General features: G+C 61.6%; 21 protein-coding genes. 16 read left to right on the top strand and 5 right to left on the bottom strand.

The genetic code is table 11. From position 1 onward, the window contains the following. Positions 1-160: 160 nt before the first annotated feature. The 5 genes from rnd (at position 161) to G9C89_RS14510 (ending at position 4,515) form a co-directional block, all read left to right on the top strand. Positions 161-1,294: a ribonuclease D gene (rnd, locus tag G9C89_RS14490; protein ID WP_172149164.1), complete on the top strand. Its 1,134-nt coding sequence runs from the start codon at positions 161-163 to the stop codon at positions 1,292-1,294. Beyond that, positions 1,291-1,584, top strand: coding sequence for a YcgL domain-containing protein (locus tag G9C89_RS14495; protein WP_172149166.1), 294 nt, complete (start codon positions 1,291-1,293; stop codon positions 1,582-1,584). The genes rnd and G9C89_RS14495 overlap by 4 nt, the downstream gene beginning before the upstream one ends. Before the next feature lie 5 nt (positions 1,585-1,589). Continuing rightward, entirely contained in the window at positions 1,590-2,522 is a 933-nt protein-coding gene (locus G9C89_RS14500; protein ID WP_172149443.1) for a D-2-hydroxyacid dehydrogenase, read from the top strand. 200 nt (positions 2,523-2,722) lie between these two features. After that, on the top strand, positions 2,723-3,172 hold the full coding sequence (locus G9C89_RS14505; protein ID WP_172149168.1) for a YcgN family cysteine cluster protein: 450 nt from the start codon (positions 2,723-2,725) through the stop codon (positions 3,170-3,172). Positions 3,173-3,279: 107 nt separating this feature from the next. After that, on the top strand, positions 3,280-4,515 hold the full coding sequence (locus G9C89_RS14510; RefSeq protein ID WP_172149170.1) for a hypothetical protein: 1,236 nt from the start codon (positions 3,280-3,282) through the stop codon (positions 4,513-4,515). A gap of 17 nt (positions 4,516-4,532) precedes the next feature. Here the strand turns inward: G9C89_RS14510 and G9C89_RS14515 are convergent, their stop codons facing one another. Together G9C89_RS14515 and G9C89_RS14520 are read right to left on the bottom strand one after the other, a co-directional pair. Continuing rightward, positions 4,533-5,000 (bottom strand): RNA methyltransferase, encoded by a 468-nt coding sequence (locus G9C89_RS14515; RefSeq protein ID WP_172149172.1) that lies wholly within the window; start codon positions 4,998-5,000, stop codon positions 4,533-4,535. Between the two features lie 300 nt (positions 5,001-5,300). Continuing rightward, the gene (locus G9C89_RS14520) at positions 5,301-5,675 is read right to left on the bottom strand and encodes a YajD family HNH nuclease (RefSeq protein WP_090503132.1); all 375 of its coding nucleotides are present in this window, start codon (positions 5,673-5,675) and stop codon (positions 5,301-5,303) included. Positions 5,676-5,804: 129 nt separating this feature from the next. Here G9C89_RS14520 and G9C89_RS14525 point away from each other — a divergent pair, with 129 nt between their 5' ends. Beyond that, a complete protein-coding gene (locus tag G9C89_RS14525; protein WP_172149174.1) occupies positions 5,805-6,134 on the top strand; it encodes a hypothetical protein in 330 nt (109 codons plus the stop codon). A gap of 241 nt (positions 6,135-6,375) precedes the next feature. On the opposite strand, the gene G9C89_RS14530 is transcribed toward G9C89_RS14525, so the two are convergent. Continuing rightward, a complete protein-coding gene (locus tag G9C89_RS14530; protein ID WP_172149176.1) occupies positions 6,376-8,466 on the bottom strand; it encodes a S9 family peptidase in 2,091 nt (696 codons plus the stop codon). Positions 8,467-8,618: 152 nt separating this feature from the next. Here G9C89_RS14530 and G9C89_RS14535 point away from each other — a divergent pair, with 152 nt between their 5' ends. The 3 genes from G9C89_RS14535 to G9C89_RS14545 all read left to right on the top strand — a co-directional run bounded on the left by G9C89_RS14535 (position 8,619) and on the right by G9C89_RS14545 (position 10,950). After that, positions 8,619-9,104, top strand: coding sequence for an MFS transporter (locus G9C89_RS14535; protein ID WP_172149178.1), 486 nt, complete (start codon positions 8,619-8,621; stop codon positions 9,102-9,104). Between the two features lie 420 nt (positions 9,105-9,524). After that, positions 9,525-10,301 (top strand): class II glutamine amidotransferase, encoded by a 777-nt coding sequence (locus tag G9C89_RS14540; RefSeq protein WP_172149180.1) that lies wholly within the window; start codon positions 9,525-9,527, stop codon positions 10,299-10,301. A 124-nt stretch (positions 10,302-10,425) separates the two neighbouring features. After that, the gene (locus G9C89_RS14545) at positions 10,426-10,950 is read left to right on the top strand and encodes a DUF2937 family protein (protein WP_172149181.1); all 525 of its coding nucleotides are present in this window, start codon (positions 10,426-10,428) and stop codon (positions 10,948-10,950) included. Between the two features lie 257 nt (positions 10,951-11,207). On the opposite strand, the gene G9C89_RS14550 is transcribed toward G9C89_RS14545, so the two are convergent. Together G9C89_RS14550 and G9C89_RS14555 are read right to left on the bottom strand one after the other, a co-directional pair. Then, positions 11,208-12,386, bottom strand: coding sequence for a vWA domain-containing protein (locus tag G9C89_RS14550; RefSeq protein ID WP_172149183.1), 1,179 nt, complete (start codon positions 12,384-12,386; stop codon positions 11,208-11,210). Positions 12,387-12,505: 119 nt separating this feature from the next. Beyond that, positions 12,506-13,351: an AAA family ATPase gene (locus tag G9C89_RS14555; protein WP_172149185.1), complete on the bottom strand. Its 846-nt coding sequence runs from the start codon at positions 13,349-13,351 to the stop codon at positions 12,506-12,508. A gap of 250 nt (positions 13,352-13,601) precedes the next feature. On the opposite strand from G9C89_RS14555, the gene cysK reads away from it, so the two are divergent. From cysK to G9C89_RS14590, 7 genes are all read left to right on the top strand, one after another. Further along, positions 13,602-14,576, top strand: coding sequence for a cysteine synthase A (gene cysK / locus G9C89_RS14560; protein WP_172149187.1), 975 nt, complete (start codon positions 13,602-13,604; stop codon positions 14,574-14,576). A gap of 424 nt (positions 14,577-15,000) precedes the next feature. Then, a complete protein-coding gene (locus G9C89_RS14565; RefSeq protein ID WP_172149189.1) occupies positions 15,001-15,183 on the top strand; it encodes a type II toxin-antitoxin system HicA family toxin in 183 nt (60 codons plus the stop codon). A 58-nt stretch (positions 15,184-15,241) separates the two neighbouring features. After that, complete coding sequence (locus G9C89_RS14570) at positions 15,242-15,643, top strand: type II toxin-antitoxin system HicB family antitoxin (protein WP_172149191.1); 402 nt, start codon at positions 15,242-15,244, stop codon at positions 15,641-15,643. 337 nt (positions 15,644-15,980) lie between these two features. Next, positions 15,981-16,265, top strand: a complete 285-nt coding sequence (gene ihfB, locus G9C89_RS14575; protein ID WP_172149193.1) for an integration host factor subunit beta — start codon at positions 15,981-15,983, stop codon at positions 16,263-16,265. Positions 16,266-16,827: 562 nt separating this feature from the next. Continuing rightward, positions 16,828-17,889, top strand: a complete 1,062-nt coding sequence (locus G9C89_RS14580; RefSeq protein WP_172149195.1) for an LPS O-antigen chain length determinant protein WzzB — start codon at positions 16,828-16,830, stop codon at positions 17,887-17,889. A 557-nt stretch (positions 17,890-18,446) separates the two neighbouring features. Continuing rightward, positions 18,447-19,769, top strand: coding sequence for a Wzz/FepE/Etk N-terminal domain-containing protein (locus G9C89_RS14585; protein WP_315852819.1), 1,323 nt, complete (start codon positions 18,447-18,449; stop codon positions 19,767-19,769). Positions 19,770-19,980: 211 nt separating this feature from the next. Further along, positions 19,981-21,573, top strand: coding sequence for an MBL fold metallo-hydrolase (locus G9C89_RS14590; RefSeq protein ID WP_172149197.1), 1,593 nt, complete (start codon positions 19,981-19,983; stop codon positions 21,571-21,573). Positions 21,574-21,674: the final 101 nt, after the last annotated feature.

Genomic DNA, 21,674 nt, shown 5'->3' on the forward strand with positions numbered 1-21,674 from the left:
GCCAGATTACACAGGTAGCCGTCGGCAAGGCGAGAGCGGCAGGAGCTCGAGGCGCGCCAGGCGGCCGATGGCACGGCCCTGTGTCGGTTGGCGGGCGCGTAATACCCGGCAAAGGGCCGGGGCGATATATACTGCGCGGCATTCTTGATGGGAGCGCCGCGTGGCTATTGATATTCACTGGATTCGTGACAACGCCAGCCTGGCGCAGCACTGCGCCAGCTGGCGCAGCCTGCCGTTCGTGGCGGTAGACACCGAATTTATGCGGGTCGACACCTTTTACCCGATCGCCGGCCTGCTGCAGGTCAGCGAAGGCGAGCGCGCCTACCTGATCGATCCGTTGCTGATCGACGACTGGACGCCGTTCGCCGAGCTGCTGCAGGACCCGGCCGTGGTCAAGGTGCTGCATGCCTGCAGCGAGGATCTGGAAGTCTTCCTGCGCCTGACCGGCAGCCTGCCAGTGGCCCTGTTTGACACCCAGCTGGCCGCTGCCTACCTCAATCTCGGTTTCTCCATGGGCTATTCGCGCCTGGTCCAGGCGGTGCTGAACATCGAACTGCCCAAGGGCGAAACCCGTTCGGACTGGCTGCAGCGCCCGCTCACCGAGACCCAGGTCAGCTACGCCGCCGAGGACGTGCTGCACCTGGCCGAGGTCTATAACCTGCTGCAGCAACAGCTGTCGGCGGAGAAAAATGCCTGGGTGCTGGAAGACGGCGCCGAGCTGGTGGCCAACCTGGGCCGTGAAATCGCCCCGGAGGATGCCTACCGCGAGGCCAAGCTGGCCTGGAAACTGTCCCGCGCACAACTGGCGGTGCTGCGTGAACTCTGCGCCTGGCGCGAACGCGAGGCGCGGGCGCGCAACCAGCCGCGCAACCGCATCATCCGCGAGCATTCACTGTGGCCGTTGGCCCGCACCCAGCCGGACAACCTGGTGGCGCTGGCGCGGATCGACGACATGCACCCGAAAACCGTGCGCCAGGATGGCGAGTTCCTGCTCCAGCTGATCAAGCGCGCCGCCGCCACGCCGCCGCAAGACTGGCCCGAGGCGTTGCCCGAGCCCCTGCCGCTGGAAGCCTCGAGCTTGTTGAAGAAACTGCGCGCCATCGGCCAGCGCGAAGGCGAACGCCTGAACATCGCCCCGGAGCTGATGCTGCGCAAGAAAACCCTCGAAGCCCTGCTGAAAACCGGCTACCCCAATGGCCCCTACCAGCTGCCGGACTCGCTGCGTGGCTGGCGCCGTGAATTGATGGGCCAGGTCCTGCTCGATTGCCTGGCCGGCGAAGGAGAATCCGCGTGAAGCGCATCTGCTCGATCTACAAAAGCCCGCGCAAGAGCGGGATGTACCTCTATGTGCTGAAAAGCGATGCCCTGGAGCGCGTGCCGGAACCTCTGCTGGCCGCATTCGGTCCGCCGACCCTGGCTTTCAGCATGGTGCTCACCCCGGAGCGCAAGCTGGCTAGCGAGGATATTCACGCTGTGCTGGAAAACCTCGAGAAGCAGGGCTACCACCTGCAGATGCCGCCGCCGGAAGATGAATACATCGAGCACCTGCCAGACGAATTGCTGCGGCGCAACGATCCGATATGACTGCCATGCGCGTCCTGATCGGCGAAACCGAACATCTCCGCTATGCCGAGCTGCTGCGCCAGGCGGCGCCCGAGCTCGAGCTGCACGGCAGTGCCGACCCGCTCGAACTGGCGCACTGGGCGGGTAGCTGTCCGCTCTGGCTCGGCCAGCCGGATCTGCTCGCGCCCCTGCTGGCTCAGGGCCGCCGGCCGCAATGGCTGCAATCGACCTGGGCCGGCATCACGCCGCTGCTGGCCGCCGATCTGCCGCGCGATTACCAGTTGAGCCGCGCGGTCGGCATCTTCGGCCAGGTAATGGCCGAGTACGTGCTGTGTCACCTGCTGGCCCACGAACGCCAGCTGTTCGCCCGCCTGGCCGCCCAGGTCGAACAGCGCTGGGACAACCGCCTGCCGCAGAGCCTGGCCGGGCGCCGGGCGCTGATCGTCGGCAGCGGCGACATCGGCCTGAGCGTGGCGCACTTTCTCGCCCCCTTCGGCATCGAGTTGTACGGCGTGGCCAGTCGCGCGCGCGTGCTGGCGCCTTTTCTCGAAGTGGCCGGGCTCGATAAGCTGCCGCGCCTGGCCAGCCAGGCCGACTACCTGATCAACCTGTTGCCGGACACTCCGGCCACCCGCGACATCTATGACGCCGCGCTGTTCGCCCGGCTCAAGCCCGGCGCGCTGCTGATCAACGCCGGCCGTGGTGTGGCGGTGGTCGATGCCGACCTGGTCACGGCGCTGCAGCAGGGCCAATTGGCCGGCGCGGTGATCGACGTCTGCCGCCAGGAGCCGCTGCCCGCCGGCCATCCGTTCTGGAGCGCGCCGCGCCTGTTGCTCACCGGGCACAGCGCCGCACCGACCGAGCCGCGGCTGATGGTGCAGTTGTTCGTCGACAATCTGCGGCGTTACCAGGCGGGTAGCCAGCCGCACGGCGCCGTGGATTTTGCCCGCGGTTATTGAGTCGCGCTGATGAGCGCGGTCCCCGGATTGCGGGTGGGTAGGGTGCGCCGTGCGCACCATCGTGCAGACACCTGGTGCGCACGGCGCACCCTACGCTGGCGTGTTGCCGCCACAACGCCGCCATTCGGCCCGCCGGCCTTGGCCTTGGGCAGGCGGCGCGCTAGACTGCCGGCCTTTTCGCCAGTCACCGTACCCTCGCCATGGCCGCCAAAGTCGAACCCTTCTGGAAACGCAAAACCCTCGAGCAACTCGATCAGGACGAGTGGGAGTCGCTGTGCGATGGCTGCGGCCTGTGCTGCCTGCAAAAACTCGAGGATGACGATGACGGCAGCGTCTATTACACGCGCATCGCCTGCAAGCTGCTCGACCTGAAGAGCTGCCGCTGCACGGACTACGGCAATCGCCGCTTGTCCGTGCCCGATTGCATCCAGCTCACCCCGGCCCAGGCCGACCAGTTCCAGTGGCTGCCGCCGACCTGCGCCTATCGCCTGGTCAGCGAGGGCAAGGATCTGCTGTTGTGGCATCACCTGGTCTGCGGCGATCCGGAGCAGGTGCATCAGCAGCGCATTTCCCAGTCCGGGCGCATGCTCAGCGAAAACAGCGTGGCCGAGGACGATTGGGAAGAGCACCTGATTTTCCGCGCCGGCTGAGGCAGGCCGCGGTTTAAATAGTCATAACGATCTGCTGATAGTGAATTGCATGACCTATATCCGGTCTATGTACTGCACTGACCCGCCCCGCCAAGGAAATGCCCATCATGATGATCCGCCGCAGCTTGTTGTCCGCCTTACTGTTGAGCCTGTGCGCACCGCTCTGGGCGGCGCAGAAGGTCGACCTGGATTACCACGTGCGTTTTCTGCCGGAGAGCGATCAGGCCGAAGTCAGCCTGACCCTGGGGGATGGCGAACGCGTGCGCAGCCTGGCGTTCAATCTGGGCGACAAGGGCTATTACAGCGACTTCAGCGGCGATGGCGAGTGGACCCAGGAAAGCCCCGAGCTCGGTGTCTGGAAGCCAGGCAAAGGCGTGACGAAGCTGACCTATCGCGTGCAGATCAGCCATCCCCACCCGAGTCTGGAGAATCGCTTCAACGCACGCATGACCGAGGACTGGGCTTTGCTGCGCGGCGACGATCTGGTACCCAGCGCCCTGTTGCGCCAGCAGGACAAGACCGAGCTGGTCGCGCGCCTGCAGTTCGAGTTGCCCAAGGGCTGGCGCGGCGTCGAGACCGGTTGGCCGCGGATCGGCAAGGACAAGTTCCGCATCGACAACCCGCAGCGCAAGTTCGATCGCCCGACCGGCTGGATCATCGCCGGCAAGATAGGCACACGCCGCGCCAAGCTCGGCGAGACCGATGTGACCATCGCCGCGCCGGTTGGCGAGGGCATGCGCCGCATGGACATTCTTACCCTGCTGACCTTCGTCTGGCCGGAAGCCCAGGCGGTGTTCCCGCGTGATCCGGCCAAGTTGCTGATCGTCGGTGCCGGCGATCCGATGTGGCGCGGCGGCCTGTCGGCGCCCAATTCCTATTACATGCACACCGATCGCCCGCTGGTCAGCGAAAACGGCACCAGTTCACTGGTGCACGAACTGGTGCACGTGTTCAGCCGCATCCAGGCGCGCGATCGCAGCGACTGGATCACCGAGGGGCTGGCCGAGTACTACGCTATCGAACTGGTACGCCGCGCGGGAGGCTTGAGCGAAGAGCGCTACCAGAAAGTCCGCGAGCAACAGGTCGAGTGGAGCAAATCGGTGAAGAGCCTGCGCAGCGCTAATGCCAGCGGTGCGGTGACCGCCCGCGCGGTCTTGCTGTTGCAGGAACTGGATCGGGAAATCCGCCAGAAGACCAAGGGCAGTACCGAGCCACGCTCGCTGGACGATGTCACCCGTGGCCTGATGCGCCTGGACAAGGCCAGCACCAAGGACTTCATCGAGATCAGCGAGAATGTGATGGGCGGCGCTTCCGAGGTGCTCGACAGCAAGCTGCTGAAGTAGCGCCTGCGCCGGATGGTTTAGAATTTGGGCCCCGACTTGGTGTTGTTGCCCTTGGCCATGCGGTCGTAGAGCACCACATTGACCGTGGCCGCCAGGTTCATGCAGCCCTGGGTGGGGATGTAGATCACATCCTCGCACCAGGCGCGTATCTCTTTGTTCAGCGAGCCGTCTTCCGGGCCGAAGATGTAGATCGCCCGATCCGGGTGGGTGTACTGCGGCAGCGGCCGCGCGCCTTCGACCAGTTCCACCGCGACCGGTGTGCAGCCCAGCGGGATGATCTTCTGCAGATCATCGATGCCGATCAGCGGAATATCCTGGAAGACCTTCTTGGTATCGGTGACGAAGTCGCGGGCATGCTCGTAGCGGGTGCCGGTGTAGAACACCGAGGCCGCGCCATAGCAACCGGCGGCGCGCATCACCGCACCGACGTTCTCCGGGGATTTCGGGTTGAATAAACCGATGCAGCTGTATCGTTTGTTCGCCACGAAGCAGGGCCTTTACGCAAAAGGCGGCAGTATAAGGCCTGGAGGCATTGCTGCCAGGGCAATCGGATGAAGCTGCATGGGGCTGATGGGATTAGGGGCTGATGAGATTACGGCATTGATTGGCCGACCGCCGATGGGTGTCGCTGCGCTCAAACCTACGCGGCCCGACGGATCGCCGCCCGCACCATCCTACAAAAGCCCCGATCGCGCAGATTGAGCGGTGATCCCGTAGGATGGCGTTGAGCGTAGCGATACCCATCACAGATCACCCGGTCGGTAGAGGGGTGCGGTGCCGCTACCTCAGTCTTTGCTCTTCAGCAGGGCGGCCAGGTCGGCGAATGCCTTGTGGGTCGATTTCGGCCCCTGTGGGCTGGCGGTCGAGCCTTCGCTGAAGTACTGCTGGTCGGTGTAGCGCGCGTGCTCGTTATCGTGGCAATACAGGCACAGCAACTCCCAGTTGGAACCGTCTTGCGGGTTGTTGTCGTGGTTGTGATCGCGGTGGTGCACGGTCAGTTCGCTCAGGCGCTTGCCGGAAAATTCCCGGGCGCAACGGCCGCAGACATGCGGGTACATCTTCAGGGCTTTATCCCGGTAGCCTTCCTCGCGACTGCGCTGGGCATCGGCGAGGATGCGGTCGAGCTTGGCGGTAGGCGAGGGTGATTTGTCCGTGCTCATGGCTTGTCTCGTGGCGGTATGCTGATGCCGACAGTGTAGCCCTGCCGATGGTCGGCGAAAACAGCCGCAAGGGCACTTGTCGGCGGTGCGTGCAGCCCAATGCCCAAGAGTCTCGCGAAAGAGAGGTGGATGATGCGCCTGACCAGCGTGCTACTGCTGTGCCTGACGGTCCTGTGCGGCGCGGCGATTCAGGCGCGGGATTACCCCGCGTCGACGCCCCGGGAGCGGTCTTCCGGCTCGCCCGGTACCGCCACGCCGCAGCCCTTCACCCAGCCGCAGCCGCGCAACCTGCCGACTCCGGCGCCGAAAACTCCACCGCTGCTCAACGACGGTACGGGCTACAAGGCCACGCCACCTGACGGCTCCCTGGCTCCGCCAGATGGCGAGTTGCCGCTGCTGGAGCAGCAGCGCCAGCGCAACAGTCAGGGCTTGCCGGGTAGTCGCAAGGGTAGCGATTGAACTCGCCCAGGGGGCGGTCGTCCTCACGCTGGAGTGTGGAGACGATCATGAAATTCGCTGCCAGCACCAACGCCTTCCCGGATTGCGCTGACGCTTATGTGGGCTACTCCATTGAATGAGCGGCGATGCGTACGACTATCGATGGGTATCGCTGCGCTCAACGCCATCCTACGGGGCAGCGATATCGGGCTCTTGTAGGATGTGGTTGAGCGCAGCGATACCCATCAAGCCGCTGTGCCGGTTACCCCAGCTGGAACACCTTGAGCAGGAAGGCGTACTCCAGCGCCACATCCCTGAGCGCCTGGTAGCGTCCGCTCATGCCGCCGTGGCCGGCATCGAGGTCGGTCTTGAGCAGCAGCAGGTTGCTGTCGGTCTTGTGCGCGCGCAGCTTGGCCACCCATTTGGCCGCCTCCCAATATTGCACGCGGCTGTCGTTGTAGCCGGCCACGGCGAGGATCGCCGGGTAGGCCTGGGGTTTGACGTTCTCGTAGGGGGCGTAGCTTTTGATCCGCTCGAACACCTCGGGAGCGTGTGGGTCGCCCCATTCGTCGTACTCGGTGACGGTCAGCGGCAGGTCGGGGTTCTGCATGGTGTTGAGCACGTCGACGAAGGGCACCTCGGCGATGGCCGCGGCAAACAGCTCCGGGCGCTGGTTGAGCACCGCGCCGATCAGCAGGCCGCCGGCGCTACCGCCGCTGATGGCGAGCTGGGCCGGGCTGGTGTAGCCGCTGGCGATCAGGTGCTCGGCGCAGGCGATGAAGTCGCTGAAGCTGTTGTGCTTGTGTTCCAGCTTGCCGGCGCGGTACCAGGCCTCGCCCAGCTCGCCGCCGCCGCGCACATGGGCGATGGCGAAGACGAACCCGCGCTCGAGCAGGCTCAGGCGCGCATGGGAGAACCAGGGGTCGAGGCTTTCGCCGTAGGCGCCGTAGCCGTAGAGGTAGAGCGGGGCGGGTTTGTTGACCCTCACCCCCGGTCCCTCTCCCAGAGGGAGAGGGGAGGCAATGAGCATCTCACGCTTGGCCACCAGGCTGATGGGCACCTGGGTGCCGTCCGGCGCGGTGGCCCAGAGGCGCTGGCTGACATAATCGTCGGCGTCGAACGGGCCCAGCACCGGGGTTTCCTTGAGCACCTGCTGGGCGCCGTCGGCGAGGCTCAGTTGGCGGATCTGCGCCGGGCGGTTGAGCGCCTCGTAGCGCAGGCGAATCACCGGGCTGGCGAACTCCAGGGTATCCTGCACGTACAGGCTGTAGGCCGCATCCGGCAGCTTCACCCGATAGGCTTGCTGGCCCCGGGCGTGCACCTCGATGATCGGCAGGCCGCCCTCGCGCAAGCTGAGGGTCAGCGCGCTGTCGTTCAGGCTCACGCCTTCGAGCATCACCTGCGGGTCATGGCTGCGCAGTTCGCTCCAGCGCTCGCGGGTCGGCGTCTGCGCGGCGGCGCTGCCTTCCTTGACGCAGTAGAGGGCGAAGTTGATCCCGCTCTGGTTGCTGCGGATCAGCCAGGCCCAGTCGCCCTCGACCTTGCCGTGGTCGACGTAATACTCATGGCCTTCCTCGCGCGGCGCCAGGCAGCTGAACGCGGCCTCCGGCGTGTCGGCATCCAGCACCCAGGCTTCGCTGGTGGTCTTGCTGTTGAGCAGCAGCACCAGCTGGCGCTCGGAACTGGCGCGGTAGCAGTTGAGGAAGAAGCGCCCGTCGGTTTCATGGAACACCAGCTCGGCCGCATCGCTGCCGAGGCGATGGCGATACAGCTTGTGCGGGCGATGGCAGTCGTCCAGCTCGCCGAAAAACAGGGTCTGGCTGTCGTTGGCCCAGGTCATGCTGCCGTCGCAGTCGGCGAACGGCAGCTGGCTGATCGCGCCGGTGCTCAGCTCCTTGACGAACAGCTGGTAAACCTCGTCGCCGCTGGTGTCCAGGCTGTAGGCCAGGCGCTGGTGATCCTGGCTGACGCTGAAGGTGCCGAGCGAGAGAAAACCGCCGTCCGCCAGGGCGTTGGGGTCGAGCAGCAATTGCTCGGCGCCTTCATCGACATCGAGCGAAGCGTCGACCGGGCGCGGGCAGCGATAGTAACGCGGGTATTCGTCGCCGGCGGTGGTGCGCTGGTAATAGAGCCAGGGGCCCCAGGGCGAAGGCAGCGACAGGTCGGTCTCGCGGATGCGCCCCTTGATCTCCTGGAACAGCGCCTCGCGCAGCTCGCGTTGCTCTGCCAGCTCGGCCTCCAGGTAGGTATTTTCCGCCTTGAGATACTCGAGCACGTCCTCGGCGTCGCGCTTCTCCAGCCAGCGGTAAGGGTCGGCAGCGTTCTCGGTGCGGGCGATGGGGGCGAGGGGCATCTGGTAACTCCAATTCTGTACGGTCGGCAGTCGGACCACGGAAAAGCCGTTATCATAAGCCGCACTGCGTCAGCAGGCCGTTGAAAAATGCAGCCTTCATTCGCTGCGCTTATCAACGGCCCAGCCCCGTCATGTTCAGAGATCCGCGCTTTATGACCGAGAACGACTATTTATTTGCCTGGGGCGTCTATGCCGTCGCTGCCCTGGGTTGCCTGCTGGTGTGGTTCCGCATGACCCGCTGGATGTGGCGTTACCTGCGCGAACCCCTGCGCTTGCTGGCGGCGGTGCTGCTGTTCAGCCCGACCGCCGTCGACCCGGGCAAAGAAGAGGTGCTCGCCCCGGCGATTGCCATCACCGCGCTGGATCTGCTGTTGGATGTGGGCTCCAGCGTCTGGCGCGCAGTGGCCGATCTGGCCATGTACGGCCTGTTCGCATTTGCCCTGTATGTGCTGTTCGTGGCCATTCGTTGGCCCCTGGAGCGCTGGTGGAAGGGGCTGCGTGGCCCGCAACCGCAACCGGATGACGAGAACGCGCCGACCCTGCGCGAGATCATGCAACGCGAGAACGACGAACCTGCCGATGGCCGTTATGGGCAGGCGACTGGTGCTCGCCGCTTGCGCGTCGAACCGCGGCTTTGAGCAGATTCCTCGTAGCTGAATGACCAGACGTCCCCCCTATAGATTACGGATTTCGGGGATCAAGATCGTGGATGAGCGTAGCGATACCCCTCAAGCGAGTTATGCCTGTACTCGGTGGCATGGTCACTATCGCTGATGGGTTACGGCGCGTTTGCTCTTGTTGCAACAGGCCTATTTGCGTGCGCCTAACCCATCCTACGGACTATAGGGCTACGGGTTTCGGGGGGCACAGTAGGATGGTGTTGAGCGTAGCGATACCCATCGGGGCGCCAGCAGGTACAGCGCTATGATGGGTTCCGCCATGCAGAACATGCGGTCCTGCCGCACATCACCTGGGTGGCTAACCTGTCCTACGGGCCTGGAGTCGTTCTCGCGACGGCGCTCGATATTGTCACAACCCCTGAGTCGAGAGTTTTAACCATGTGTGAATTGCTCGGCATGAGCGCCAATGTGCCCACCGACATCGTCTTCAGCTTTACCGGGTTGATGCGTCGCGGCGGCGGCACCGGGCCGCATCGCGACGGTTGGGGTATCGGCTTCTATGAAGGGCGCGGCCTGCGCCTGTTCCAGGAACCGCGCGCCAGCAGCGAGTCGGAAGTGGCGCAACTGGTGCAGCGTTACCCGATCAAGAGCGAAGTGGTGATCGGCCATATCCGCCAGGCCAACGTTGGCAAGGTCTGCCTGGCCAATACTCATCCGTTCGTGCGCGAGTTGTGGGGGCGTAACTGGTGTTTCGCGCACAACGGCCAGTTGGCGGATTTTTCCCCGGCGCCGAGTTTCTATCGGCCGGTTGGCGACACCGACAGCGAGGCGGCTTTTTGCGCTCTGCTCAACGATCTGCGCCAGGCCTTCCCGGAGCCGGTGGCGGTCGAGCTGTTCTTGCCCAGCCTGGTGGCTGCCTGTGCGGCCTATCGCAAATACGGCGTGTTCAACTGCCTGCTCAGCGATGGCGACTGGTTATTCAGCTTCTGTTCGACCAAGCTGGCGCACATCACCCGGCGCGCGCCCTTTGGCCCGGCACAGTTGAAAGACGCCGATGTGCGGGTGGATTTCCAGGCAGAGACTACGCCCGACGATGTGGTGACGGTGCTGGCCACCGAGCCCTTGACCGATAACGAGCGCTGGAACCTGTATCGCCCGGGCGAATGGCGTCTGTGGCGGGGCGGCGAGTGCGTGGCTGAGGGCCTGACCGACTGAGCGGGCGGATAACTTGAAATCAGAGCTTGTGAAAATATCGAGCGCCGTCGCGAGACCGCCTCCGGGCGTTCGGAGGTGGCCGCAGTAGGTGAGAGTTTTTTCACAATCTTTCAGGGGAGGGGCGATGTTCAGAAGCTATCTACGCTTGGCGCTGTTTGCCTTGGGCCTGTTGGTCGGCGTGCAGGTGCCGGGGTTTATCGAGGATTACAGCAAACGTGTCGAAGCGCACCGGCTGGAGTCCGAGCAGGGCCTGGCGGGTTTCCGCGAGACTGCCGCGCGCTTTTTCAACGGTGACCTGCAGGCGTTGGTGACCCACTATCAGGCCAGTAACGACCCGGTGATGCGCAGCGATGCACAGAGCGTGGGCTATCTGGTCGATCGCGCGAGTTTCCTCGAGTTGGAATGGCAGGCCATGCAAGGGCCCTGGTACGGCCAGGTCTGGCATCTGGCGACGGCCGCCGATCGCGAACTGATCGACGAAACCTACAGCGCCTACCGTTACCAGGTGCTGCTGGCGCCGCAAGCCATCGCCTGGGGCCTGGTATGCGCCTTGCTGTTGGCCTGGCTGGTGGAAAGCCTGTTGCTGCTGATCGGCATGCTGCTCGGCGTTGGCCGCAGCCAGAAGGTGCAGCAGCGGCACTGGCGTTAGGCGCCAATGCCCCGGCGCAACTCGCAATCCATTCGCCGCAGGCAATGCACCGTGGGTTTGGCGGTGCGACGCAAAAGCTGGCGGCCGGGTGATCTGTGATGGGTATCGCTGCGCTCAACGCCATCCTACGGGATCACCGCTCAATCAGCGCGATCGGGGCTTTTGTAGGATGTGGTTGAGCGCAGCGATACCCATCGGCGGTCGGCCAATCAATGCCGTAACCCCATCCCGCGGGGCTGCATCTTGAACCGCCCGAGTTACTTGGACAGGAACTTCATGCCATCTTCCAACCCCTGCAGCGTCAGCGGGTACATCTTGTCTTCCAGCAGTTCGCGCATGAGGTTGGTCGAGGCGGTGTAGCCCCAGGCGTCCTTGGGGTAGGGGTTGATCCAGATGAGCTTCTTGTACTTCTCCATGAAGCGCTTGATCCACACATAGCCCGGCTCCTCGTTCCAGTGCTCGACGCTGCCGCCGGCCTGGGTGATCTCGTAGGGCGCCATGGCCGCGTCGCCGACGAACACCACCTTGTAGTCGGCGCCGTACTTGTTCAGCAGATCCTGGGTGGAGAAGCGCTCGGAGCTGCGCCGCAGGTTGTTCTTCCACACCGATTCGTACACGCAGTTATGGAAGTAGAAATACTCCATGTGCTTGAACTCGGTCTTGCAGGCGGAGAACAGCTCCTCGCAGACCTTGACGTGGGCGTCCATCGAGCCGCCGATGTCGAACAGGATCAGCAGCTTGACCGTGTTGCGCCGCTCCGGGCGCATCTGGATATTCAGCAGGCCGCCGTCCTTGGCGGTGTGGTCGATGGTGCCGTCCAGGTCCAGCTCGTCCTGGGCGCCCTGGCGGGCGAACTTGCGCAGGCGGCGCAGGGCGATCTTGATGTTGCGCGTGCCCAGCTCGACCTGATCGTCGAGGTTCTTGTACTCGCGCTGATCCCAGACCTTGACCGCCTTGCCCTGGCGCTGGCCGGCATCGCCGACACGAATGCCTTCCGGGTTGAAACCGCCGGAGCCGAATGGGCTGGTGCCGCCGGTGCCGATCCACTTGTTGCCGCCGGCGTGGCGTTCCTTCTGTTCTTCCAGGCGTTTCTTGAATTCCTCGATCAGCTTGTCGAGGCCGCCGAGGGACTCGATCTTGGCGCGCTCCTCGTCGGTCAGCGAACGCTCGAATTCCTTGCGCAGCCACTCATCGGGGATCAAGGCCTCGATATGCTGGTTGAGGTTTTCAAGGCCCTTGAAATAGGCGCCGAAGGCGCGGTCGAACTTGTCGAAATGCCGTTCGTCCTTGACCAGGATCGCCCGGGCGAGATAGTAGAACTCGTCCATGTCGGCGAACACCACGTTGTGCTTCAACGCGTTGATCAGGTCGAGCAACTCGCGTACCGACACCGGCACCTTGGCCGCACGCATTTCATTGAACAGGTTGAGCAGCATGGCGGATGCCTCCCGGTTACCCGTAGGGTGGATGACGCTCTTTTCATCCACCTGGCCTATACGGCGTAGGTGGTGGGCAAGGTGGAAAACGCTTCGCGGTTTTCCACCCTACGGAGCGGTCAGCGCGAAGCGCGACGGCTCATGAAAGCCAGACGCTCCAGCAACTGCACGTCCTGCTCGTTCTTCACCAGCGCACCTGCCAATGGCGGAATGGCCTTGGTTGGGTCGCGCTCGCGCAGCACCGCTTCGCCGATATTGTCGGCCATCAGCAGCTTGAGCCAGTCGACCAGTTCGCTGGTCGAGGGCTTCTTCTTCAGACCCGGCACCTTGCGCACGTCGAAGAACACGTCCAGCGCCTCGGCGACCAGATCCTTCTTGATGTCCGGGTAGTGCACGTCGACGATCTTCTGCAGGGTCACGCGATCCGGGAAGGCGATGTAGTGGAAGAAGCAGCGGCGCAGGAAGGCGTCCGGCAGTTCCTTCTCGTTGTTCGAGGTGATGATGATGATCGGGCGCTTTTTCGCCTTGATCGTCTCGTCGGTCTCATAAACGTAGAACTCCATCTTGTCGAGTTCTTGCAGCAGGTCGTTGGGGAATTCGATGTCGGCCTTGTCGATCTCGTCGATCAGCAGGATCACTCGCTCATCTGACTCGAAGGCTTCCCACAGCTTGCCCTTCTTGATGTAGTTGCGAACGTCATTGACCTTGTCGGAATCCAGCTGCGAATCACGCAGGCGGCTGACCGCGTCGTACTCGTACAGGCCCTGATGGGCCTTGGTGGTGGACTTGATGTGCCAGGTGATCAACTTGGCGCCGAAGGACTCGGCCAGTTGCTCGGCGAGCATGGTCTTGCCGGTGCCCGGTTCGCCCTTGACCAGCAGCGGACGCTCCAGGGTAATCGCGGCGTTGACCGCCAGCTTGAGGTCGTCGGTGGCGACGTACGACTGGGTGCCTTCGAACTTCATCGGTAAATCCTCGAACGGTAACGTACCGGGTAATACCCGCGGGTTCAGTATTTGAAAAGCCGACTATACCGCGCAGCCCCGGCGACTGTGAACGCAGACGCGCCATTCAGTCACTGAATGGCGGGTCACGTTTTGCACGTCACCGGAGTCGACTGGTGACGCAAACCGGTTTTCGCCGCGCTGGACGGCCGCGCCTGGGCATCTTAGGCTTCATGGCCTTCTTCCGGCCGCAAAGCACAAGGACACCGCCATGAGCCGCATCTTCGCAGACAACGCACAAACCATCGGCAACACCCCGCTGGTCAAGATCAACCGCCTCGGTCCGGCGGGCGTCACCATCCTGGCCAAGATCGAAGGGCGTAATCCGGCCTATTCGGTGAAGTGCCGGATCGGCGCCAGCATGGTCTGGGATGCGGAGGAGCGCGGCCTACTCAAGCCCGGCATGACCATCGTCGAACCGACCTCGGGCAATACCGGCATCGGCCTGGCCTTCGTCGCGGCGGCGCGCGGCTACCAATTGCTGCTGACCATGCCGGCGTCGATGAGCCTGGAGAGGCGCAAGGTGCTCAAGGCCCTGGGTGCCGAACTGGTGCTGACCGAACCGGCCAAGGGCATGAAAGGCGCCATCGAGCGCGCCACGGAGATTGCCGCCGCCAATCCCGCCAAGTACTTCATGCCGCAACAGTTCAACAACCCGGCCAACCCGGCGATCCACGAAACGACCACCGGCCCGGAAATCTGGAACGACACCGCTGGTGCAATCGATGTGCTGGTCTCCGGCGTTGGCACCGGCGGCACCATCACCGGCGTGTCGCGCTACATCAAACAAGCCCGGGGCAAGCAGATTCTCTCGGTGGCGGTCGAGCCGATCAGCTCGCCGGTGATCAGCCAGACCATCGCCGGCGAAGAGGTCAAACCCAGCCCGCACAAGATCCAGGGCATCGGCGCCGGCTTCGTGCCGAACAACCTCGACCTGGCCATGGTCGACCGCGTCGAACTGGTCAGCGACGAAGACTCCAAGGCCGTGGCGCTGCGTCTGATGCGTGAAGAAGGCATCCTCTGCGGCATCTCCTGCGGCGCCGCCATGGCCGCGGCCTTGCGCATCGCCGCCGAACCGGCCATGCAAGGCAAAACCATCGTGGTTATCCTGCCCGACTCCGGCGAACGCTACCTGAGCAGCATGCTGTTCAGCGACATGTTCAGCGAACAGGAGCTGGTGCAGTAAACCCCCGCCGGGCAAGCAGCCCAAATAAGCGCCAGCGCAATCCGGGAAGGCGTTGGTGCGGGCATCGGACTTGTCGGATTTGCCGTAGATCGCGGTGATGGGTATCGCTGCGCTCATCCTACGCGGCCCGCACCATCCTACGGGGGGGCGATGTCGGGCTCTTGTAGGATGTGGTTGAGCGTAGCGATACCCATCGATAGTCATGCGCATCGCCGGTCATTCAATGGAGCAGCCCAAATAGCGGTTGGGAGGAAGTGCATTCCTTCCCATTTTTTTGCCTGCGTGAAATTTCCGTTGACCGTACCGGTCTGTTGTGTATCGTGTGTATAGATTATTGGCTCACGGCTCACGGCTCACGGCTCACGGCTCACGGCTTACGCTCGCGTGCAGGGTATGCACCATGGACAGGCGGCAGGGAGGCGGGATGCGCAGTCGGGAGGTGATTGAGTTAATCGAGGCGGCAGGGTGGTATGAGGTGGCAGTGAAGGGAAGCCATCACCAGTTCAAGCACCCGACCAAGCCGGGGAGAGTGACGGTTCCGCATCCCAAGTCAGAAATACCAAAGGGAACGTTGCACAACATACTGAAGACCGCCGGCCTCAAGTGACGCCAGTACGAAACACCGAACCGACCGTGAGCGGTTCAACTTTTCGGAGAGAGCACCAATGAAATTTCCAGTCGTACTCCACAAAGATACCGATTCGGATTTCGGGGTGACCGTGCCCGATGTGCCGGGCTGCTTTTCGGCCGGCGCCACCGTTTCGCAAGCACTGGAAAACGCACAAGAAGCCCTGGCGCTGCATTTTGAAGGGTTGGTGGCGGACGGTGCGGAACTTCCCCAGGCACAAGAAATAGACGTTCATCTGGTTAATCCCGACTATGCCGGCGGTGTGTGGGCGGTGGTTGATTTCGACGTGACGCCATACCTGGGCAAGTCTGTGAGGTTCAATGCCTCCTTACCGGAAAACCTGCTGCATCGTATCGATGAGCGGGTGCAGAAGGATCGCCGCTACGCCTCGCGTTCGGGATTTCTGGCCACTGCTGCGTTGCGAGAGCTGGGCACCTGAAAAAGGGCGGCTCCATTGAGGCAACAGCAAAGCCTCGCGGCTAAAACGCAAAGCTATGTCCCAATTGGTTGTTGCAATGGCTAACGGGCCAAAACACAGCCCTTGTAGGAACCAGGGGGACGCCCAGTCCTTGCTGGCGATCCAGCTAACAGCGAAAAGCATCGCCAGCAAGCTGGCTCCTATGAAGAGCTTCGGCGCCATGCAACACAAAACTGGGACATAGCCAAACGGATCGTCCCCGCCCCTCTATATAGATTTTCGGGCTGTTCAAATGCTGGGCAGCGTGCTAAAACCATTCTATCGAGTGATCTAGCCGCTTGAAAAAGAAGGGAAAAACATGACCAAGTCGGAGTTGATCGAAAGGATCGTCACCCACCAGGGGCAGCTCTCAAACAAAGATGTCGAGCTGGCCATCAAAACCATGCTGGAACAGATGTCCCAGGCTTTGGCTACGGGTGACCGCATTGAAATCCGCGGCTTCGGCAGTTTTTCTCTGCACTACCGCGCGCCACGTGTTGGGCGCAATCCGAAAACAGGTGATTCGGTTCGCCTCGATGGCAAATTTGTACCGCATTTCAAGCCGGGCAAAGAGCTGCGCGATCGGGTCAATGAAGACGAGTGAGGCTGCGCCTGTTTTGCCATAGGGCATTTCTTCGTATTCAGAGGTTGTGAAAAAGCGCAGCAGCATTCTGCTAGAAGCGCAACGACAACCCGCCAGCTTTTGCGCCTCGCCGCCGAACCAGTGGTGCACTGCCTTCGGCGAATGACACCCTACGGATTACTAATTACCCCAGATTATGCATTCGACGCCGTTCTGTAGGCTTGCTCGCGCCCTGCGCGCAGCCCCTATTAGCAGAACCAGGCGAGGGCAGGGCTATACCAATGGACGGGAATCCCAAGTATTTAAAATGGGAATCGCCAAGTGAGGAATGGCAAAATGCCCACGCTATTCAGCTAGCGGGTTAATTAAGTTATTCGTATTGAGAGCTTTTCCGTTTAAAGCCTGTTGGTCAGCGAAGGCATTTCAGGGGAGCAGTCGCAACCCTCGATTGGGTCAAGCGACCGGTCGGTAGGGGCTTGTATTGCATGACGTTGCTGGCAGAATGCACCCCTTGCGAAGCCCTCTGCTATGCGAGTGGCATTACGTTTGAGCAATCGAATTTTTGACAAAAGATGGATCTACAGTGACCGAACAAACATACCCGCGCCAAGCCAATAGTGATGATGAAATTGATCTTGTTGAACTGTTCTACGGCCTGTGGACGCAAAAATGGCTGATAGTCCTGATTACCTTGGTGTTCGCGGTGGGTGCAGCTTCGTATGCCTTTTTCAGCAAGCCGGTTTATGAGGCGCGTGCCGCTGTGCTGCCGCCTTCTCTCAGCGACATTGCCGGCTTCAGCCTGGGCCGAACAGGTGGGGATGGCTTGAAGCCATTTTCGGTTAGCGATGTATATGCGGTATTTACCCGCAACCTGCAGTCCGAGAAGTCCCGCCGTCATTTTTTCAGGGAAGTCTACTTGCCGTCCCTGGGTGATGCGCAGCGCTCCGGCTCTCAGGATGGTCTTTATAAAGCGTTTAGTGAAAAATTCAGCGTCAAGGCGCCGGATAAAAACCAGCCCGACCGCTATTCCATCGTTGTCGAACACTACAGTCCCGAACTGGCGTCAACCTGGGCGAAGCAATATATCGATCAGGTGGCTGAGCGGTCACTGAATGAAATGCTGCAGAACTCGGAGCGCGAACTTGCGGTACAGGCTCGCAATATCGAGCAGCAAATCAAGTCCGAGCGTGCTAGTGCCAAAGCTCGCCGAGATGACCGCACCAGGCAATTGCAAGAGGCATTGACGGTTGCCGAGGCAATAGGCCTGGATAATCCTCCCGTCATAACGGGGCGAGTTTCAAATGACAGCGAGCTTTCCTCCTTTATGGATGGCAGCTTGATGTACATGCGTGGTGCCAAGGCTCTGCGCGCTGAAATGCAAGTGCTGCTGGCGCGTACATCCGATGATCCGTTCATCCCAGAGCTGCGTAACCTGGAAGCGCGATATCAGTTATTCGCGGGTGTGAGTGTTGATCCGGGCAACGTCGCGGTCTTCCGGCAAGACGGGGATATCGAAGTTCCGGATCAGCCCATAAAGCCGAAAAAAACCCTGATCGTGGCATTGGGTGTGGTGCTGGGCGGCATGCTCGGCGTATTTGTCGCGTTGATTCGCCTGATGCTGAGAAAGCGCGCCGCCAAGACTTGATGCATTGTGGTTGCCGGGAGATCGCAGGTGCTTGCGAACAAAGGTTAAGGCACATGGCAAAGTGCAAAACCAGTCATGTGGTTCGGATGCGCTCTGGGAATTAATTTGCCTGACCACCATATTCCCCGGACTGCATTGAGCTACGCAAAGGTGGTCGCGCATACGATTGCTGAATGAACGCTGCCCTCCCAGATTATGCCAAGGCTTATCCGGGATCTGTGGGGTTGCGGGCATTGCATATCCACAGACCCCGTAGCACGCAGTGGTGCCGTCAATTGTCAGGCCAACGGCGCCACCATGACCTTCAGTCAATACCTGCGTTTTACGTGGACAGCAACGCGCAGTGCTGAGCCCCAATCTGTCCGTCCGTGGCAGCAAAATCGTGGTCAAGACTTGTAATGTCGTTTAGTGGTGGCACAATGCCGCGCAATTACTGCTGGCAGGATTGGCGCAAACCCTGATGCCCCCAATCAATGGCTGAGACGGACAACAGCCCAAGGATCGTTGTCCGCCTGTTGGCGCATTAGTGATGCCCTTTTAGAAGATGGATCTTGATCGTGAATGCAATTACCTCCGCGATGCCGCAATTCTCCAGTGATGAAATCGACCTGGCTGCGCTATTTCGTGCGCTCTGGAAGCAAAAGCTACTGATTGTCTCTGTCACGCTGCTGGTCGGCCTGCTGGCGGCGGCATATGCCTTCCTCGCCACGCCTGAATACCAGGTGCAAAGCGTGCTGCGTCCGGCGTTGATCAAAGACCTCGATGCGCTTAACCGTAGCGGCGTTTACGAGCTCACGCCAAGCCAGGCCATGCAGCGTGTCGGCGCCACCTTGGAGTCTTACGAAAGTCGCCTTGAGTTCTTTCGCGCCAACCAGGGCTTGTTCGAAAGCCTGCGTCGGCCCAGTCGCAGCCTCGAGCAAACCTTCGAAAGCTTCAACCAGCAAGCCTTCAAGATGTTCCAACCCGACCCGAAGAAGACCGATAACCTGAGCGCCTACGTCGGCATTCAATTGACTTACCCTGAGGGTGTGGATGGCGTCGCCTTGGTCAATGGCCTGGTCGAGTACAGTCTTCAGCGTGAGCGTGAGCGCATCGCCGCTGACTTGGCCGTGGTCATTCAGAACCGCCTGAACCAGCTCGAATTGCAGACAGCTGCTGCGCGTGCCAGATATGAGGCGACTAAAGAATCGAGAATTGCCGCGTTGCTCGAGGCCGACAGCCTCAAGCGCGCACAGTTGCAAGATGAGCTCAAAGCCTTGCGCCAACAACTCAAGACCCATCGTGACAACCGTATTGTCCAGCTGGACGAAGCCGCACGGATTGCCATGGCCCTTGGCATTGCCAAACCGACCACGCCATCGGCTCTGGGCGAGGGTGATCGGGTTGTGCAGGGCAGCGTGATCCGCACCGAGGTGAACAGCCAGCAGATACCGCTCTATTTCATGGGCAGCGAAGCGCTCGAGGCCGAACGCAATGCCTTGCTGCAACGCCGTTCCGATGACTTCACCGAGCCGCGCGTCGCGCAGATCGCCAAGGAATTGCAGTTGTTGGCGAACAATCGTCAGATCGAAGTGCTCAATAAGCGGGAAAATGAAGACCTGTTTCTCAAGGACTTGGCCATCTGGCGTGAAGAGGCTGCACATTTGCGCAACCTCAACGTCGATGTTTCAACCCTGAAGCTGGTCACCGTCGATCAGTTGGCGATGCAGCCCCTCAAGCCGATCAAGCCGAAAAAGGCCCTGATACTGGCCTTGGGGTTGGTGCTCGGCGGAATGCTCGGTTTGTTCGTCGCCCTGATACGCAATATGCTGCGGCGTAAACCTGAGACTTTTGCCCTGGTGCACGCTGCTCGAGAGCGAGAGCCTGCATACAACTTGTAGGAGCCAGGGGGACGCCTAGTCGAGGGCGCCCAGATGGGGACACCTAGTCCTTGCAGTTGTCCGGCATTCCGGCGATCTGTGTGCAAGGGCTGATGACATCCTGACGGTAGGGTGCGCCGTGCGCACCAAGGTTTCAGACACAAGCAATGGACCGCAGCCGGCAACGCTCTAACCGCCGGCCATCGTTAACGGACTAACACGGATCGACCCCATGGACTACCCCGACATCCTCCACCACGGCGCCAAAGACGGCGTGACCGGCTCCTGCCATCAACTGCTGATGGACGCCAAGCACAGCCTGTTGATCGACTGCGGCCTGTTCCAGGGCGCGGAAACCTCGGCTGAAGGCAAGTCCGCTGCCGACCGCCTGGCCATCGAATTCCCTCTGGACACGATCAAGGCCCTGGTCGCCACCCATGTGCATATCGATCACGTCGGGCGCATTCCCTATCTACTGGCCGCCGGTTTCAAGGGGCCTATTCTCTGCAGCGAGCCTTCGGCCAAGCTGCTGCCCATCGTGCTCGAAGACGCTTTCAAGCTCGGCTTCAGTCGCGATCAGAAGCAGGTCGAGCGTTACATCAAGCTGATCGAGCAGCGCATCATCGCCTTGCCCTACAAAACCTGGTTCAGCCTGCACGAAAGCGCGAGCCTGATCTGCCGCATCCGCCTGCAGCGCGCCGGGCATATCCTCGGCTCGGCCTATGTAGAGATCGATCTGCATTACCCCGAGACCGGCGAGAAGAAACGTATCGTCTTCTCCGGCGACCTCGGCGCGCCGCATGCGCCGCTGTTGCCAGCCCCCAAGCCGCCGTATCGCGCCGACCTCCTGGTGATCGAGAGCACCTACGGCGACCGCCTGCACGAAGACCGTCGCACCCGCCGCCAGCGTCTGGAAAGCGTCATCGAACAAGCCCTGGCCAACAACGGCACCGTACTGATCCCAGCCTTCAGCATCGGCCGCACCCAGGAGCTGCTCTACGAGCTGGAAGACATCATCCACAGCAAAAAACTCGATGCCCTTAACAAGGGGCAAGGAAACAGAGCCGCTGTTAATCCCCCTCTCCCCTCAGGGGAGACGACTGCATGGATGCAGGAGGTAGGGCGAAGCAGGATGCCCGAGCCGAGGGCCGGGGTGAGGGGAGAGGCCAAGGGCAAAGCCAATATTAGCGACCAGGTAGAGATCGACTGGCCCAAATTACCCATCATTCTCGACTCCCCCCTGGCCAGCCGTTTCACCCAGGTCTACCGCGAACTGAAACCCTTCTGGGACAACGAGGCCCTGCAGCGTGTCAAGCAGGGGCGCAACCCGCTGGGCTTCGAGCAACTGCTAACCGTCGACAGCCACCAAACCCATCTGGCCATGGTGCGCCACCTGGCAGCAACCGCTCGTCCGGCCATCGTCATCGCCGGGAACGGAATGTGCAGCAGTGGTCGAATTGTCAATTATCTGAAAGCCATGCTCCACGATCCTCGACATGACGTACTCTTCATCGGTTACCAAGCACAAGGCACGCCCGGCCGAGCGATCCAGATGTATGGTGAGCGCGGTGGTTACGTCGATTTAGACGGAGAGCGCTACAAGATTGGCGCCAAAATCAATACCATAGGCGGCTATTCAGCCCATGCGGATCAGAAAGGCCTGCTGGGTTTCGTCACCCGCATGCGCGACTGGCCCAGCCAAGTGCGCATCGTCCATGGTGAAACCAGCGCCAAACACGAACTCGGCGAACGCCTCAAGGCGCTCTACAAGCAGGCCCAACGCAACCTGGAGCTATCAATCCCCAGCGGCACAAGCGATACCTAACTGTAGGAGCCAGCTTGCTGGCGATATTCGTTATCTCCACAGGGATGTGGAAAATGCAGTAAGCCGTGAAGAATACGGCTCTTTGTAGGAGCCAGCTCGCT

This window comes from Pseudomonas tumuqii, assembly GCF_013184545.1.
Taxonomy (GTDB): domain Bacteria; phylum Pseudomonadota; class Gammaproteobacteria; order Pseudomonadales; family Pseudomonadaceae; genus Aquipseudomonas; species Aquipseudomonas tumuqii.

Excerpts from the sequence above, each read along its gene's own strand:
- G9C89_RS14500 (WP_172149443.1), top strand. The coding sequence starts at position 1,590 with ATGCGCGTCCTGATCGGCGAAACCGAACATCTCCGCTATGCCGAGCTG.
- G9C89_RS14505 (WP_172149168.1), top strand. The coding sequence starts at position 2,723 with ATGGCCGCCAAAGTCGAACCCTTCTGGAAACGCAAAACCCTCGAGCAA.
- G9C89_RS14510 (WP_172149170.1), top strand. The coding sequence starts at position 3,280 with ATGATGATCCGCCGCAGCTTGTTGTCCGCCTTACTGTTGAGCCTGTGC.
- G9C89_RS14520 (WP_090503132.1), bottom strand. The coding sequence starts at position 5,675 with ATGAGCACGGACAAATCACCCTCGCCTACCGCCAAGCTCGACCGCATC.
- G9C89_RS14525 (WP_172149174.1), top strand. The coding sequence starts at position 5,805 with ATGATGCGCCTGACCAGCGTGCTACTGCTGTGCCTGACGGTCCTGTGC.
- G9C89_RS14530 (WP_172149176.1), bottom strand. The coding sequence starts at position 8,466 with ATGCCCCTCGCCCCCATCGCCCGCACCGAGAACGCTGCCGACCCTTAC.
- G9C89_RS14535 (WP_172149178.1), top strand. The coding sequence starts at position 8,619 with ATGACCGAGAACGACTATTTATTTGCCTGGGGCGTCTATGCCGTCGCT.
- G9C89_RS14540 (WP_172149180.1), top strand. The coding sequence starts at position 9,525 with ATGTGTGAATTGCTCGGCATGAGCGCCAATGTGCCCACCGACATCGTC.
- G9C89_RS14545 (WP_172149181.1), top strand. The coding sequence starts at position 10,426 with ATGTTCAGAAGCTATCTACGCTTGGCGCTGTTTGCCTTGGGCCTGTTG.
- G9C89_RS14550 (WP_172149183.1), bottom strand. The coding sequence starts at position 12,386 with ATGCTGCTCAACCTGTTCAATGAAATGCGTGCGGCCAAGGTGCCGGTG.
- G9C89_RS14555 (WP_172149185.1), bottom strand. The coding sequence starts at position 13,351 with ATGAAGTTCGAAGGCACCCAGTCGTACGTCGCCACCGACGACCTCAAG.
- cysK (WP_172149187.1), top strand. The coding sequence starts at position 13,602 with ATGAGCCGCATCTTCGCAGACAACGCACAAACCATCGGCAACACCCCG.
- G9C89_RS14565 (WP_172149189.1), top strand. The coding sequence starts at position 15,001 with ATGCGCAGTCGGGAGGTGATTGAGTTAATCGAGGCGGCAGGGTGGTAT.
- G9C89_RS14570 (WP_172149191.1), top strand. The coding sequence starts at position 15,242 with ATGAAATTTCCAGTCGTACTCCACAAAGATACCGATTCGGATTTCGGG.
- ihfB (WP_172149193.1), top strand. The coding sequence starts at position 15,981 with ATGACCAAGTCGGAGTTGATCGAAAGGATCGTCACCCACCAGGGGCAG.
- G9C89_RS14590 (WP_172149197.1), top strand. The coding sequence starts at position 19,981 with ATGGACTACCCCGACATCCTCCACCACGGCGCCAAAGACGGCGTGACC.